15 protein-coding genes and 1 riboswitch are annotated in these 14,722 nt (G+C 54.7%); of the genes, 9 read left to right on the forward strand and 6 right to left on the reverse strand.

Features of this window, described 5'->3' with window-relative positions:
* The first annotated feature begins 55 nt into the window (after positions 1-55).
* A riboswitch (TPP riboswitch) is annotated at positions 56-167 on the forward strand.
* The 4 genes from SIB88_RS14190 (at position 158) to SIB88_RS14205 (ending at position 4,043) form a co-directional block, all read left to right on the forward strand.
* Positions 158-955 carry an ABC transporter ATP-binding protein gene (locus SIB88_RS14190; RefSeq protein WP_412558327.1) on the forward strand — a complete coding sequence of 266 codons (798 nt, stop codon included), beginning with the start codon at positions 158-160 and terminating at the stop codon, positions 953-955. Its footprint overlaps the riboswitch before it by 10 nt.
* A complete protein-coding gene (locus SIB88_RS14195) occupies positions 952-1,764 on the forward strand; it encodes an ABC transporter permease (RefSeq protein ID WP_412558328.1) in 813 nt (270 codons plus the stop codon). The genes SIB88_RS14190 and SIB88_RS14195 overlap by 4 nt, the downstream gene beginning before the upstream one ends.
* Positions 1,765-1,842: 78 nt before the next feature.
* Positions 1,843-2,796 (forward strand): ABC transporter substrate-binding protein, encoded by a 954-nt coding sequence (locus SIB88_RS14200; RefSeq protein ID WP_412558329.1) that lies wholly within the window; start codon positions 1,843-1,845, stop codon positions 2,794-2,796.
* A 200-nt stretch (positions 2,797-2,996) separates the two neighbouring features.
* Positions 2,997-4,043, forward strand: a complete 1,047-nt coding sequence (locus SIB88_RS14205) for an MBL fold metallo-hydrolase (RefSeq protein WP_412558330.1) — start codon at positions 2,997-2,999, stop codon at positions 4,041-4,043.
* A 227-nt stretch (positions 4,044-4,270) separates the two neighbouring features.
* Here the strand turns inward: SIB88_RS14205 and SIB88_RS14210 are convergent, their stop codons facing one another.
* Entirely contained in the window at positions 4,271-5,584 is a 1,314-nt protein-coding gene (locus SIB88_RS14210) for an NAD(P)/FAD-dependent oxidoreductase (RefSeq protein WP_412558331.1), read from the reverse strand.
* Positions 5,585-5,677: 93 nt separating this feature from the next.
* Between SIB88_RS14210 and SIB88_RS14215 the strand changes: the two genes are divergently transcribed.
* Both SIB88_RS14215 and SIB88_RS14220 read left to right on the forward strand, forming a co-directional pair.
* Positions 5,678-6,832 carry a trans-sulfuration enzyme family protein gene (locus SIB88_RS14215; protein ID WP_412558332.1) on the forward strand — a complete coding sequence of 385 codons (1,155 nt, stop codon included), beginning with the start codon at positions 5,678-5,680 and terminating at the stop codon, positions 6,830-6,832.
* A gap of 35 nt (positions 6,833-6,867) precedes the next feature.
* The gene (locus SIB88_RS14220) at positions 6,868-7,929 is read left to right on the forward strand and encodes a ChaN family lipoprotein (RefSeq protein WP_412558333.1); all 1,062 of its coding nucleotides are present in this window, start codon (positions 6,868-6,870) and stop codon (positions 7,927-7,929) included.
* 58 nt (positions 7,930-7,987) lie between these two features.
* Here SIB88_RS14220 and SIB88_RS14225 read toward each other — a convergent pair whose 3' ends face one another.
* The 5 genes from SIB88_RS14225 to SIB88_RS14245 form a co-directional block, all read right to left on the reverse strand.
* Positions 7,988-8,530, reverse strand: a complete 543-nt coding sequence (locus SIB88_RS14225; RefSeq protein ID WP_412558334.1) for a Panacea domain-containing protein — start codon at positions 8,528-8,530, stop codon at positions 7,988-7,990.
* A 142-nt stretch (positions 8,531-8,672) separates the two neighbouring features.
* Positions 8,673-9,119 (reverse strand): hypothetical protein, encoded by a 447-nt coding sequence (locus SIB88_RS14230; RefSeq protein WP_206927439.1) that lies wholly within the window; start codon positions 9,117-9,119, stop codon positions 8,673-8,675.
* 106 nt (positions 9,120-9,225) lie between these two features.
* Complete coding sequence (locus SIB88_RS14235; protein ID WP_068519277.1) at positions 9,226-9,753, reverse strand: adenine phosphoribosyltransferase; 528 nt, start codon at positions 9,751-9,753, stop codon at positions 9,226-9,228.
* A gap of 161 nt (positions 9,754-9,914) precedes the next feature.
* The gene (locus SIB88_RS14240) at positions 9,915-10,160 is read right to left on the reverse strand and encodes a hypothetical protein (protein ID WP_228195178.1); all 246 of its coding nucleotides are present in this window, start codon (positions 10,158-10,160) and stop codon (positions 9,915-9,917) included.
* A gap of 245 nt (positions 10,161-10,405) precedes the next feature.
* Complete coding sequence (locus tag SIB88_RS14245; RefSeq protein ID WP_228195177.1) at positions 10,406-10,669, reverse strand: hypothetical protein; 264 nt, start codon at positions 10,667-10,669, stop codon at positions 10,406-10,408.
* A gap of 276 nt (positions 10,670-10,945) precedes the next feature.
* Here SIB88_RS14245 and SIB88_RS14250 point away from each other — a divergent pair, with 276 nt between their 5' ends.
* The 3 genes from SIB88_RS14250 (at position 10,946) to SIB88_RS14260 (ending at position 14,711) form a co-directional block, all read left to right on the forward strand.
* Complete coding sequence (locus SIB88_RS14250; protein ID WP_412558335.1) at positions 10,946-12,658, forward strand: methyl-accepting chemotaxis protein; 1,713 nt, start codon at positions 10,946-10,948, stop codon at positions 12,656-12,658.
* A gap of 185 nt (positions 12,659-12,843) precedes the next feature.
* Positions 12,844-13,614: a substrate-binding periplasmic protein gene (locus tag SIB88_RS14255; RefSeq protein WP_412558336.1), complete on the forward strand. Its 771-nt coding sequence runs from the start codon at positions 12,844-12,846 to the stop codon at positions 13,612-13,614.
* A gap of 302 nt (positions 13,615-13,916) precedes the next feature.
* On the forward strand, positions 13,917-14,711 hold the full coding sequence (locus SIB88_RS14260) for a motility protein A (protein ID WP_068519272.1): 795 nt from the start codon (positions 13,917-13,919) through the stop codon (positions 14,709-14,711).
* Positions 14,712-14,722: the final 11 nt, after the last annotated feature.

Consider the following 14,722-nt stretch of genomic DNA (forward strand, 5'->3'; position numbering starts at 1 on the left):
GCCTGACACAAATTGTCACAAAACTTGACGGACGCGTTTTGACTGCGCATAGTCCCGTCATCTCCGGGGGGGCCGATCGTAAATCGGCTGAGAGGTTCGGTGTTGCCGAACGACCCTTTGAACCTGAACCGGTTAAGACCGGCGTAGGAAGGATCGAATGCGCGACACAGAACAAGCGCCCCAGCAGGCGCAAAATCCAACCAGTTTCGATATCCACCTGTCGGGTGCCCGTGTGGCATTTGGTGGCGTTGATGTTTTTGATGATCTTGATCTGACCCTTCGGGCCGGAAGCTTTACCTGTTTGCTCGGTCCCAGCGGCGTTGGCAAAAGCACGCTTTTGCGCTTTCTTGCCGGTCTGGTCGAAGGCGATGTTAGCGGTAACATCACCTGTTCTGACGGCGGAATCCTTAGGAACCGCATCGCCTATATGGCGCAGCAGGATTTGCTTTTGCCCTGGCGCACGGTGCGCGAAAATGTCGAACTTGGTGCGGTCTTGCGCGGGGAACGCCCCGATCATGCGCGCGCCGAACACCTGATCGCCGAAGTCGGTTTGACCGATGCCGCCCATCTGCGCCCGGCAAAGCTTTCGGGGGGCATGAAACAACGTGCCGCCCTTGCCCGCACCCTGATGGAAGATCGCCCGGTTGTCCTGATGGATGAACCGTTTTCAGCCCTTGATCCGGTCAATCGATTACGTTTGCAGGAACTGGCCGCACGGGTTTTGCGCGGCAAGACGGTATTGCTGGTAACCCACGACCCGCTTGAAGCATTGCGTCTTGGCGATCATGTTCATGTCCTGTCGGGTGCCCCGGCCACCCTTGCCGATGCGATCACGCCAGATGGTCAGAGCCCGCGCAACATCACCGACCCCGCCATTTTGGCCCAGCAGGCCGAATTATTGCGCCAACTTGGTGCAGATATCAGCACGGATTATGGTGCGGAGGCTTTGTCATGAGCCTTCAAAACAATCCTCATCCCCATAAAAAGCCACTGACAGAACGCCGCTGGCTTATGCTTGCGCGGCCCCTGATCATTGTGGTTGCGCTGATTGCAACATGGCAGGCGCTGGTTCTGATTACCGGTGCGCCGAAATACATGCTGCCAACGCCCGCAGATGTCTGGGCCACCCTGATTGCCCGTCATGATGTTTTGCTTGATCACGCGCAATATACCATCGCCGAAACGGTGATTGGCCTGTTTGCCGGGGCCGCCCTTGGTACGCTGGCGGCCATTCCGATGGCGCTGTTTTCGCCGGTTCGGTTCTGGCTGATGCCGATCCTTCTGGTGTCGCAGGCCATTCCGTTCTTTGCCCTGGCACCGCTTCTGGTTCTTTGGTTGGGCTTTGGTCTGGCATCCAAGATTGCCATGGCCGCCCTGATCATTTTCTTCCCGGTGACGGTCGCCTTCTTTGACGGATTGGCACGCACTGAAACCGGCTGGCTTGATCTGGCACGGACCATGGGGGCCAGTCGCTGGCGACTTTTGACCCACATACGCCTGCCCGCTGCTCTTCCGGCCTTTGCATCGGGTTTCCGGGTTGCCACCGCCGTTGCCCCGATTGGCGCGGTGATCGGTGAATGGGTTGGGTCCAGCCACGGGCTTGGCTATCTGATGTTGCATGCCAATGCCCGGGTTCAGATTGATATGGTTTTTGCCTGTCTTCTGATCCTGTGCGCCTTTTCGATCACGCAATATTTCATTGTTGATCGCGTCCTGCGCGCCGCCCTGCCCTGGCAGCCCGACAGCCTGAAACCGGTTCGGTAATACAATTCCCCGCAGCCAGATCGGCCGCGGTTTAAATCCTCATACGAATAATTTGGCGCATCTTACGGAGGTTCATCCATGTCACGCCTTAAATCCATGATCACCGCGACCGCATTGGGCGCAATGGTTCTTGGCACGTCTTCATCGGCCTTTGCCGCCGACAAGCTGGTCATTCTTCTGGACTGGTTTGTGAACCCGGATCACGCACCGCTGATCGTTGCCAAGGAAAAGGGTTTCTTTGCCAAGCATGACCTTGATGTTGAACTGATTGAACCAAGCGACCCGTCCGCGCCGCCGCGCCTTGTTGCTGCCGGTCAGGGGGATGTGGCGGTCAATTATCAGCCGCAGCTTCATGTGCAGGCCGCCGAAGGATTGCCGCTGACCCGTATCGGGACGCTAGTTGCCACCCCGCTTAACAGCCTGATCGTTCTTGAAGATGGCCCGATCAAGGAAATCGCAGACCTTAAGGGCAAGAAAATCGGCTATTCGCTGGCCGGGTTCGAAGATGCGCTGCTTGGCACCATGCTGGGCAATCACGGCGTGTCGATGGATGAGGTCGAGCTGATCAATGTGAACTTCTCGCTGTCGCCGTCGCTTTATTCCGGACAGGTGGACGCGATCATTGGCGGCTATCGCAACTTTGAACTTAATCAGATGGAAATCGAAGGCAAACCGGGCAAGGCATTCTATGTCGAGGAAGAAGGCGTTCCGCCCTATGACGAGCTGATCCTGACCGTACGCAATGACAAGGTCAATGATCCGCGCTTTGCCCGTATGCTCGCCGCCCTCGAAGAAGGCGTGCAGTACCTGATCAACCATCCCGATGACAGCTGGAAGGCCTTTATTACGGCCTATCCGAACCTTGATGACGAACTCAATATCAAGGCATGGGCCGATACCTTGCCGCGCTTTGCCCTGCGTCCGGCCGCCCTTGATAAAAACCGCTATGCGCGTTTTGCCGATTACATGGTGCAGCAGGGCCTGATCAAAGAAAGCCCGGCACTTGAAACCTATGCCACGGTGATTGAATAAAATTCAGTCCCCCTGCTTCCGCAGCGCTTTCCCGGTGGATGCGGAAGTTTCAGGAAGGCCGGAACGTGTCCCCCGCGCTCCGGCCTTTTTCATGTGGCATCCGCCGTGATACGGGTCATTGGCACTTGCGTTTACCTTCTGGTCACCAGACCTTGTGACAGACATAATCACATGATTGTTTTGATGGCAGGAACAGACGCGTGCAAACCCAATCCCGACCCGATCACCATACCGAAACCGGTTTTGAAAACCGTCATCCCCTGCCCGATCCGGTCAAACGGTCGTTCTGGCGTTTTTTGAAACTGCGTTTCTCGGGCGATTACAAATGGCCAAAGGCAACCGAGCAAATCGGCAAAATCGCGACCGAGACACCCGATTTTGAGGCCATCCAAAACCCGGACCCGACCCGTTTGCAGGTCACCTGGGTCGGTCATGCCACGGTTCTGGTGCAATATGGCGGGCTTAACATCCTGACCGATCCGGTATTTTCAGATCGCGCATCACCGTTCAAGCGACTGGGCCCGAAACGATACAGCCAGCCGGGCTTAAGCATCGATCAGTTACCCAAGCTTGATCTGGTGTTGCTGTCACACAATCATTACGACCATTTCGATCTTGCCAGCCTGACCGTTCTTGGCGATGTGCCGCGTTATGTGTTGCCGCTTAAAAACGGGCCGTTGCTGGAAAAGGCAGGCATCACTCCTGATCGCTATGTTGAACTTGATTGGGATGAAAGCCACCATCACGGGGATGTCAAAATCACCCATGTGCCGTCCAACCATTGGTCAAGCCGCACCACCAAGGACCGCAAGGAAATGCTTTGGGGTGGTTACATTCTTGAATTCGCCGATGGCTACCGGTTCTATTTTGTCGGCGATACCGGCTGGAACGAGGCCCTGTTTACCGAACTGGGCCAGCAGCATGGCGGGATTGATTTCGGCCTGATCCCGATCGGGGCCTATGATCCGCGCGATTTCATGCGCAATTCCCACTGCAATCCCGAAGAAGCCGTTCAGATCATGCAGGCAATGGGCGTCAAACAGGCACTTGCCATCCATTGGGGGACATTCGTTCTGACGGCCGAACCGGTTGATGAACCGCCCAAGCGACTGGCATCGGCCCGCAAGGAAGCGGGTCTTGGCGATGATGACTTTATTGCCCCGCCGATTGGCGCGACCCGGTTCTTTGCAGGCAAGCAGGCCACAGCTGCCCCCGAACCGCATGCCATTTCGATCAGCGCCGAATAACAAACAAAACCGGCAGCGTGTAAACGCTGCCGGTTTCGTCCGATCCACGACCACCCATTGGGAGACGGGCGATCCGCATCGTTTCTGATCTGCAAGGAAACGCCGTCCTGCACATCATTAAAGATATGTTATAACATTACATTTGTTCTGCAAGGAAATTCTGAAGAGATAACGGGATGATGTGACGTTGCTTACACCATCCCGTCCAAACTTTGATAATGCGGGATTTAGACCCGCGTGCGGGGACGACGGACCGATCCGTCTTCAAACCGCGAAAGCTCCATCCCCGCAAGGGTAATGGATGGCTGTCCGGTGGTGATCCAGTCTGCCAGAACCTTGCCGACCACCGGCCCCATGGCAAATCCGTGCCCCGAAAAGCCCGTAGCGACAAAGAAGTGCTTGGGATTGTCGAACTGATCAATGACCGGCACGGCATCCGGGGTGACATCAATATCACCGGCCCATTTGTCAACGATGCCGACCTGTTTGATCTGCGGGAAAACCTTTTGCAGATTGGCCATCGCGTTGCTGACACGCACCTTATAGGGTTCCGCCTGATTGGTGCGCCGTCCGATCATTGGTTGCTTCGATGCTTCTGATCCCGGCAGACGATCGACCAGATCATCAAAGAACCGCTTGTTAAGGTGGAACTTGAAGGTCGCCCAGTTATCAAAAAGCCCCGGCGCAAAGGCCTTGGCATATTTGAAACGGCCAAGGGTCAAATCGATATCGGTCATGAATTCATCCGCAATATTCATCGACCCGTCAGTGCGTTGACGAAAGGCCAGACCCGCAGCAAGCGTCCCGGCCGCCGAGATATCGGGCACGGGCGTTGTACGGATCACGGTGCCACGCGTGGTTTGCTGTGGCAGTCGGCGGCCGAAATTGGCAACGAATTTATGGGTGGCGGCACCGGCCGCACAGATCACATATTTGCATTTGATTTCGCCCTTTTCCGAAACCACCGAACTGATCGCACCCGCGGTTGTTTCAATCGAAAGCGCGCCGCATCCCTCGGCAATCACCGCGCCCATTTCGCTGGCACGTCTGGCGATGGCCGGTGCGGCTTTTTTCGGTTCGGCCTGCCCGTCCGATGGCGTGTAAATACCCCCGACACCGGGCGTTGTGATGCCCGGCGTTATATTCTCGACACCCTTTGGTGACAGCACCCGGGTTTCAATATCAAAACCCTTGGCGTCTTCGATCCATTGTTCGTAATCGGCCATTTCCGCGTCATCGCGCGCCACAAACAGAACCCCGCCCTGACGCCATTCAAGATCGGCATTCAGTTCCTTTTCCAACCCTTGCCAGATGCGGTTGCATTCGATCATCAGCGGCAATTCAACCGGATCGCGCCCCTGCTGACGGACAAATCCCCACGCCCGGCCTGACTGATGGGATGCAATCGTATCCTTTTCCAGAAGAACCACCTTCATCCCCGCCTTGGTCAGGTAATAGGCACTGGAAGATCCATGGATTCCGCCACCGATAACGACAACGTCGCATTCCTTTGGCAGGGTGATTTCGGGGTAATTGGTCATGTCGGGGCCTCTGGATTGGATTACAGTTTGGTGTGTGGCGCGAACCACGTTATGTTGCGCGGCAATAAATCTCAACAAAATCAGGTAGCCACCATGTCTGATCACGCAAAAAACCAAAAACCGGCCACCATCACCGCCCAGGCACTGGGCTGGGTTGATGACGCAACCAAGTCGGTCACACCGCCGCTTTATCCGTCGACCACGTTCGAGCGTAATACCGATCTCAGCTATCATGACGGGCGCTGCTATACGCGCGCCGACAACCCGACCTATGATCAGGCCTGCGAAGTATTAAGCACCCTTGAAGGTGGCAGCGAAACCCGCCTGTTTGCATCGGGCATGGCAGCGGCAGTTGCCTGTCTTCATGCCCTTAGCCCCGGCGATCATGTTGTTGCCCCCAAGGTGATGTATTGGGCGCTGCGCAGCTTCATGCTTGATAGTGGCGTGCGTGCAGGCCTGTCCTTTGACTTTGTCGATAACGCCGACATTGCTGACTGGGACAAGCACATTGTTGCGGGCAAGACCAAACTGGTCTGGCTTGAAACCCCGGCCAACCCGGACTGGCAGATCACCGATATTGCAGCTGTTGCCGAACTGGCGCACAAGGCCGGTGCAAAGGTGGTTGTCGACAATACCGTTGCCACCCCGCTTTTGACCCGCCCGATTGAATTTGGTGCAGATATCGTCATGCATTCGGCGACCAAATACCTCAATGGTCACAGTGACGTTCTGGCCGGATCGCTGACCGCTGCATCAGACAGCGAATACTGGCAACGTGTGTGCAAACAGCATGCGTCTGGCGGTGCGGTTCTTGGTGTGTTTGAAACCTGGCTTTTGCTGCGCGGGATGCGCACGCTTTCGATCCGTGTTGAACGGGCATCGGCCAATGCGATGGCCATTGCCAAACATTTCGAAAACCACCCCGAAGTCGAACAGGTCCAGTATCCGGGCCTAGCAAGCCACGCCGGGCATGATATCGCGGCCAAACAGATGATCGGCGGATTTGGCGGCATGCTTTCGATCCGGGTCAAGGGCGGCGAAAAGCGCGCGGTTGATTTCCATAATCAGTGCCAACTTTTCAAACGGGCAACGTCACTTGGCGGTGTCGAAAGCCTGATCGAACATCGTTCTTCGGTCGAAGGCCCGACAAGCCCGGTTCCGGGCGATTTGCTCCGCCTTTCGGTCGGGATCGAGGATGCAGATGATCTTGTTAACGACCTGGAAACAGCATTGCGGTTAAGCAAATAAACCGAACCATCTATCAATCTGGAATTTCACGATCGATGTCAAAGCTCCCTCTTCGCTGGCTTCACGCAAATGCATTGTTTCGCAGTGCCGGTGTGATCGCCGCAATTGCAGGGAGCTTTGTTTTTTCCGGGCACAGCATCGCACAGACGCAGGAACCAGCACTGGTACAAATACCAGCCGGCACCGGCAGTCATCATGTCGCCGACATCAATGCGCTGCCGCCTGCGCCCGGTCTTATTTTTGATCGGCGTGCTGGCGAATACATCATGTTTGATGAACTTGTGCGCCGTTTATCGGACCGGAAATATATCCTGATCGGTGAAAAACACGACAACCCGATCCATCACCATCACCAGTCCCAACTGATTGATGCGCTGACAAAATCCGATCAACGCCATCGGGCCGTGGTCTGGGAAATGTTTACCCGCGATCAGCAAGGTCTTCTTGATCAAAGCTGGCAGGAAGTTCCGATCTCCGACCTTGGGCAGACACTGGAATGGGAAGAACGCGGTTGGCCGTCATGGCATGACTATGCCCCGATCGCCGAAATCGCCAAGACACATGACCTGACGATGGTGGCGGGCAATCTGCCAGATGATCTTTTGCGGCCAATCATTGCCGAGGGCACAGCTGCACTGCCTGCGACACTGGCGACAAAGCTTTCGCTGCCCGCCATGCCCGACGAGATTATGGAGCGGTTCCGTGTTGAAATGGCCGAAAGCCATTGCAACGCCCTGCCCAAAAGCATGCTGGGTGGCTTTTCAACGGTTCAGTTCGCACGTGATGCGTCCCTTGCCCGCGCTATGACCGATATCGCCAATACCGCCGATCATGACGGGGCATTTTTGATCGCGGGCGCCATGCATGTGCGCCACACCATTGCTGTTCCCTGGCATATCAGCCGGTTCGAACCCGGTCTTGATGCCAATGACATTGCAGTCGTCAGCCTGATCGAAGCCGACGATCCAAGCGACAATCCCCCCAAACCACAGGACTATGCCGAACGGTTCGGCAATCGGGATGATGTCGATTTCATGTGGTTTACCAATGACATGGTCCGCAAGGATCCGTGCATTGATCTTACAGTCGGGCAATAGATCCCGATAACGGCCTGTTTACCGCCAAATATCCGGATATGCCGTATCCTGATCGGGATTACTTGATACGCCGCGGCAGCCAGTCGGTTGTCGCCACGGGTTTGCCCTTGTGCGATCGCATGACACGCGGGCGCACGACTTCCTTTGCCTCGGGCGTGGTCGCACTTTTGCGGACCGATGCATAAAACTCCACCAGCTCCGTATATGGAATGATGGTTCCGATCCCATCCTTATAGGCCTTGGTAAAGGGCGGATGGTTGCGCACCGTCATGCTCAGATGTTCGACCGTGTGATGACCAAATTGCGACCAGATGCTTTCAAGGAAATGGGCCGTTTTCGGGTCAATCGGTTTGAGCCGCACATCAGGACGGCTTTCTTCCATCACCGCATAAAGGTTGGGTTCGACCGGGCCGAACTCCTCAGCGACGAAGATCGCAGGCATCAGCATATTGCCGTGATAATTCGCCCCGTAATAGGCCTGGGCCAGATACAGCAAACGGTGCAATTTTTGCGGTTGCAGATATTCGTTATCGTTCAGGGCAAGATCAATGAATCTGAACGCTGCTTCGAAAACTGTGTTGAGAACCGGCTTGTTCTGCATTCCTGGCCCGATGGTCTGATGGGAAGATGCCCCATCATAAGGCCTATGTCATATGGCAACAAGCACCGGCGACTTCGATCGGGGAAATTTTGCAAGCCGATTTGATCCCGCGATGATCGCCAACAACCCGGTCAAATCCGGGTCAAACCGATGCATCAAGCTGACGACCACGTACACCAACACCATGCGCCACCGCATTTACCAGCGCATAAAAGGACGTGCCGCTATTGGCTGACAGGTCAAAGGGAATGGATGGATCAAGCATGGATGCAAAGTCCTGATCAGACTGGACGTCCATCGCACCTTCGCGGTCGCTTGCCCGCCGGGCGGCCGACAATGCGCGCTGTTCGGTTCGCTGATCCTTGTGGTCGCCCGGGTTGCCCTGCCCCGGCTGGCGCTTGTTCTTGCCGTCGATATAGGCATTGAACAAAATGCCGTCATCATCCGGGTTATAGGAATAATGCTGAGAGGATTCTTCGATCTGCGTGCTGCGATCAACTGTCGACACACCGCGCGCACCAGCAGCCGCAAGTCGGCCATACTGGCTGACTTGTGAGGTTGTCTGTGCTGTTTGGACCGGTGTGATCATTTCCTCTTTCCTGCCGCAGGGCGGCGAACCAATTCAACCCAAGCATTATACATGAATATAATGGGGAATGGCAGAAATTTAAAAGATCCGGCGGTATTGGACCTGTTCAGTCGCCTTCGAACTCGACCAGATGGAATTCCTCGATACCGCGATCACGGATCTTTTGCGCCCCGCCCAGATCGGGCAGATCAATGATAAAGGCACAGGCGGCAACTTCTGCGCCAACCTTTTCAACCAGATCAATTGCCGCCAAGGCAGTTCCGCCGGTTGCAATCAGATCATCCATGACAAGAACACGGCTGCCCGGCTTGATCGCATCCTTGTGGATTTCAATCACGTCGGTTCCGTATTCCAGTTCATATTCCACACCGATGGTTTCGGCCGGCAATTTGCCCTGTTTACGGATGGTGACAAACCCCACGCCCAGTGCAAGTGCCACCGCCGGACCAATCACGAAGCCGCGTGCTTCGATCCCGGCGATCATGTCGATTTTCTTGTCCTGAAATTCTGCGGCAAAGCTGTCGATGACTTCGCGCAGGCCGTCAGCATCTTCAAACAGGGTCGTGATGTCGCGGAACATGATCCCCTTTTTCGGGTAATCAGGAATGGTACGGATCAACGACTTAATCGACATGGGATACTCCGGCCAGCTTTCAGGTGGTTCGCATATCGCGCACACAGAACCCGGTCATATCCGGGCTTGCTGCGCATACGGCGACACTTGATGCCTGAAAGCTGCCGGAATGGCAAGCTTCATCAAAAAGCTGCACCAACGGCCGGAACGCCAAATCGCGTTCAGGCGGCGTGCGGTGTCATTGCACGTCCTTGGGTGCGTACATGGGCGCGGTGGTTTTGCGTTCGCATTGCGACGAAATCATTTGCCAGCTTTTTGCTGATTTCCGCGCGTGTTCCGCGCGGCAGTCCGGTTTGGGCGGCCTGGCGATTGCCCCAGACCGCACGATAAAGGCGGTAATCATGGTCATTGATCTGACCGAATACTTTTTCGACTTCCATCAGAGTTTGGACGTAACTCTTTTTCATGTCAGCCATCCTGTTGCTCGTTAGGCATTCGCACATCATTGCGGCGAAGGAAATGCACCGTTTGCCGATGCGCGTTTTACAGCAGCGATATAGTCCGGTGTTCGTGGCCACTCAACTGCATGACCGTGACAAGATCAGGAAGATTTTGTGACAAACTGCCCCAATTGAAAAACGGCCCGCTTTTCGCGATGAAAAGCGGGCCGTTCAGGATGTTTTTTTTCAATCGCAAACAAACGCGACGAGTATCAGTTTACGGTTTTTGCCGCCTGTATCTTGGCTTCTTCGTCGATCTGCTTTTGCAGCGCATCGCCATACTCGCCATAGATCCGCCCTTCGAGCGACAGCTCAAGAAACCGGATATAGTCGTTCTGATCGGTAATCTTGGCGCGTGCGACTTCGATCACGTCAAACGGGCTTGCGGCATCCAGATCGTATTTACGGATCAGACCCAGCATTTCCGCGGTGATCTGATCAAGCTTTTTACGGGTGTCGCTATAGGAAAGCGTCATCTGCCGGTCCTGTTCATTCCAGTAGGTTGGGTGCGATACTTGTTGGCCTGCTTATGCCTTTTCCATCACATCAAAACAAGCCCTGTGCAGTCTGTTCGGGGATCAATCGCGCACCCATTGCGCATCGAGTTGGCCCCCGAACCGTCCCGATATCATTGATGACTTGAGTCATATCAAGGCGGGACTTTGACGATCATGCATTGTTCCAACCATTCAGGACAATGCGAAACCGGCCGAACAAGGTGTCTGTTTCCGTCATCGCACCGGGGAATGAACATGAAAATTCTGTCTGCCTTCAATGCAATGGGCATACGCAAACGCTTTATGTGGGCATCGGCATTTGGCGTGACGTCAACCGTTGTCATTGCGCTTTTGATGATGACCGTGGTTGAAGAAAACGCGATGGACAGCAAGTTGCGTCAGCTCAGCGAAAATGAACTGACCTCATTGCATGCGCTGATCGTCAATGTCATGGCGGCCCGCCCCGATGATGTCGATGACATCGGCATTCATGTCTTCAATAACTGGTTTGACAGCCGCAATGCGGATTATCCCGGTGAACTTTGGTCGGCCTGGGGACCAACCACACAGGCATATATGGAAGAATACGGCGACAAGCCGATCAAAACCCCGCGCGACGACATTGATATCGAAGCCATCGAAACAGGCAAACTGATCGGGCGCTATACTGAAAACGGCACCTATCGCATGTCGATGCCGATTGTCCTTGGTGAAACCAAGGGGGCCGACCGCGAGGTCTGTTTTAGTTGCCATGGCGCGATGGATGCCCAAAAAGGCGACGTGATTGCCGTTCTGTCTTCAAGTCTTTCGGTTGCCGCCGAACAGGAAAAAACCAACAAAATTCTGATCGGCATCGTTCTTGGCGGTTTGGCCATTGCCATCGCCACCATTATTGGCATGCGCGTATTGCTGACCCGGATCGTAACCGCACCGCTTTCCGATCTTGGCCGGGACATGACCGAACTTGCCCAGGGCAATACCGATTTTGACATCAACGCCCTGTCGCGCCGGGACGAGATCGGGCGCATGGCCAAATCAGTCGAAGTGTTCCGCACCAACGCCATTGCCAAAAAACAGATGGAAGCCGAACAACAGGCCGCCTCCCAGCGGCGTGAAGAACGGATGAAAAAGCTTGAACAGCATATCGGCAATTTCGAAGGCGTCATTGCCAAGATTGTCGGTGCGGTATCAAGTTCGGCCGGTAAAATGCAAACCACCGCCAATGGTCTGGTTGAAACCGCCGACCGCGCCAGCAAAAGTGCAACCACGGTTGCCGCCGCCTCCGAACAGGCCACGGTAAATGTGCGCACCGTCGCCGATGCGGCCGACCATCTGTCTTCTTCCATTTCCAAAATTGGCGAACAGGCAGATGCCTCCACCCGGGTTGCAGCGGAGGCATCACGCGAAGCCGAACAATCATCGGAAACGGTTCAGGGTCTTTCGGAAGTTGCCGGTCGTATTGGCGAAATCGTCGCCCTGATCAGCGACATCGCCGGACAGACAAACCTTCTGGCACTGAATGCGACGATTGAGGCCGCCCGGGCCGGCGAAGCCGGCAAGGGCTTTGCCGTGGTTGCAGCCGAGGTCAAAAACCTTGCCAACCAGACAGCCCGCGCCACCAACGAAATTGCCGATCAAATCACCGCCATTCAGGAAGAAACCGGCAAAACAGTCAGTTCCATGGCCGATATATCGGATGTGATTTCGCGCATCACCGAAATGGCCCATACCATTTCAACCGCGGTCGGTGAACAGGCCGACGCCACGGACGAAATCGCGCGAAATGTCGAACAGGCCGCTGTCGGCACCCAGGAAGTCAGTAGCAATATCGAACAGGTCAGCAACACCGTTGCCGATACCGATCATGCTGCTCATCAGGTTCTTGATGTCGCGCGTGAACTTGGATCCCTGTCTGATGATTTGCGCTCCGAAGTTGACCGTTTCCTTGCCGACATTCGGGCCACCTGACCCAGACATCCGTTTTCAAAAACGGATACAATCCGATACTGACGCATCTGGCGACAGAACATCCCGCGCAGGTTGTTTTGTCGCCAGTCTTGTATTTTGCCCCCTGCAGGCAAAAATGAAGATTTATGCAAAACATTCCGGCATCTGGCACACCATACCGGGGACGGCCCCGCAGATTTTCGTTCATGCTGATTGCGATATGGGCAACCATGCTGCTTTGGGCACCTGATCTGTATGCGTCGGATAACCGGCTGCGCAAAAGCTGCCATCATCTGATTGTTTCCGGCCATATTGATTATCCGCCCTTCAACTATACCGAACATGAAACCTTTCGCGGGGCGTCGATTGATCTGATCCGTCTGATTGCCCGCAAAATCGGGGTTCGCGTTGAAATCCGAAATGTCGGCCCGTGGATACGGGCGGTAAAGAACCTGACGGACGGGGATATTGATCTTCTGGTGGCGATCTATAAGACGCCGGAACGCGAAGCCCGTTATCTTTATACCCTGCCCTATGCCGAAGACCCGATTGTCATGTTTACCATGGCCGATGCAGCATTTGACTTCCGCGACTGGTATGATCTTGTCGGCAAGGTCGGCGTTACCACGCGCGGCGACAGTTGGGGAGCTGATTTTGATCAGTTCATCGAACAACATCTGACGATGATGCGGGTCAATACAACAGACCAGATGATCGACATGATTGCCAGCAAACGGGCAAATTATGGTGTCCAGGGGCTTTATACCCTTCAGCGATCCGAACGGCGCGCATCCCTTGGCACCGACATCACCATTTCAAACACGCCGATAAAATCCGAAAAGATGTATATGGCCTTTTCCAGATTGTCGCCCTGTCGCAATCTGATCGACAAGGTCAATGCCGCGATCACCGATTTTGAAAAAGACAAAACGATCGCCCGGCTGATTTCAAACTATGTCCACCGCAACGGTTCATGAATGTTCATGACTGTTCCGGACCCTGCGGGTCTGTCTTTGCGTTGTTTTAGATCCTTTTTCGATCTGCCCAAGCCATTGAAACCAAGGCATAACGCACCGCATTAGACTTTTGTTAAATTCGAAATTAACCAGACCTCAAGCTTTTATGGACCTATTCTTACGTAAAAACTTATAGAATAATTATAATTACGGGCAGGATCGCGACAATACCCCGATACGGTTGGTCGTCGGGGGAAACGACAGCTCGACGGATCGACGGATCGAAAGGTCGACCGATCGACGCTTGGGGGATTGTGGGAACAATGTCGTTTACGACGATTTTGGGCATAATGGTTGGCCTTGGACTTTTTGTCGGATCGATCTTTATTTCGACCGACAACTACCTTGTATTTGTCAGCCTTTCGAGCGCGCTGATGGTGGTTGGCGGCACCTTGGCCGCGACCTTTATTGCCTATGAAGCGCGCTATGTTCTGTTGGCGCTTAAACTGATCTTCAAGATTTTCCGTGCCCCGCAAATGGGCCGCGGGCAACTGACCGGCGAAGTCGGCCGGGTTGTCAAATGGGGATACCTTCTTCAGAAAAAGGGCATCAACGCCCTTGAACAGGAAGCCGAACGGGTCGCCAAGGACGAACCGTTTCTGGGCTGGGCGATGGAAGTCGTGATTACCGGCTATAACGGTGATGAAACCGCCGAAATGCTTCACAACGCCATTGATAATGCCTTTGGCCGCAACCTTGTGCCGGTCTCGATCCTGAAAAGCATGGCCGCCGCCGCCCCGGCATTTGGCATGATCGGCACATTGGTCGGGCTTGTGATCATGCTTGATAAAATGGCCGATGACCCGACATCGCTTGGCGCAGGGCTTGCCATTGCGCTGATCACCACGCTTTACGGGATTGTGGCTGCGCGGTTTTTCTTTTTACCCGCGGCCAGCAAAATTCAGCAGCGCGAAGAAATCATGCGGTTTCGCAATTATCTGATTGCCGAAGGCCTGATCATGCTGGCCGATCGCAAAGGCCCGCGCGCCATTCAGGATCGCATGAATTCGTTCCTTGATCCGGCCATTCACTTCAACATCGACAAATCTGCGAAATAGGAAAATCTGTC

The sequence above is a fragment of the Thalassospira sp. MIT121401 genome, from assembly GCF_047125595.1.
GTDB classification, from domain to species: Bacteria; Pseudomonadota; Alphaproteobacteria; order Rhodospirillales; family Thalassospiraceae; genus Thalassospira; species Thalassospira povalilytica.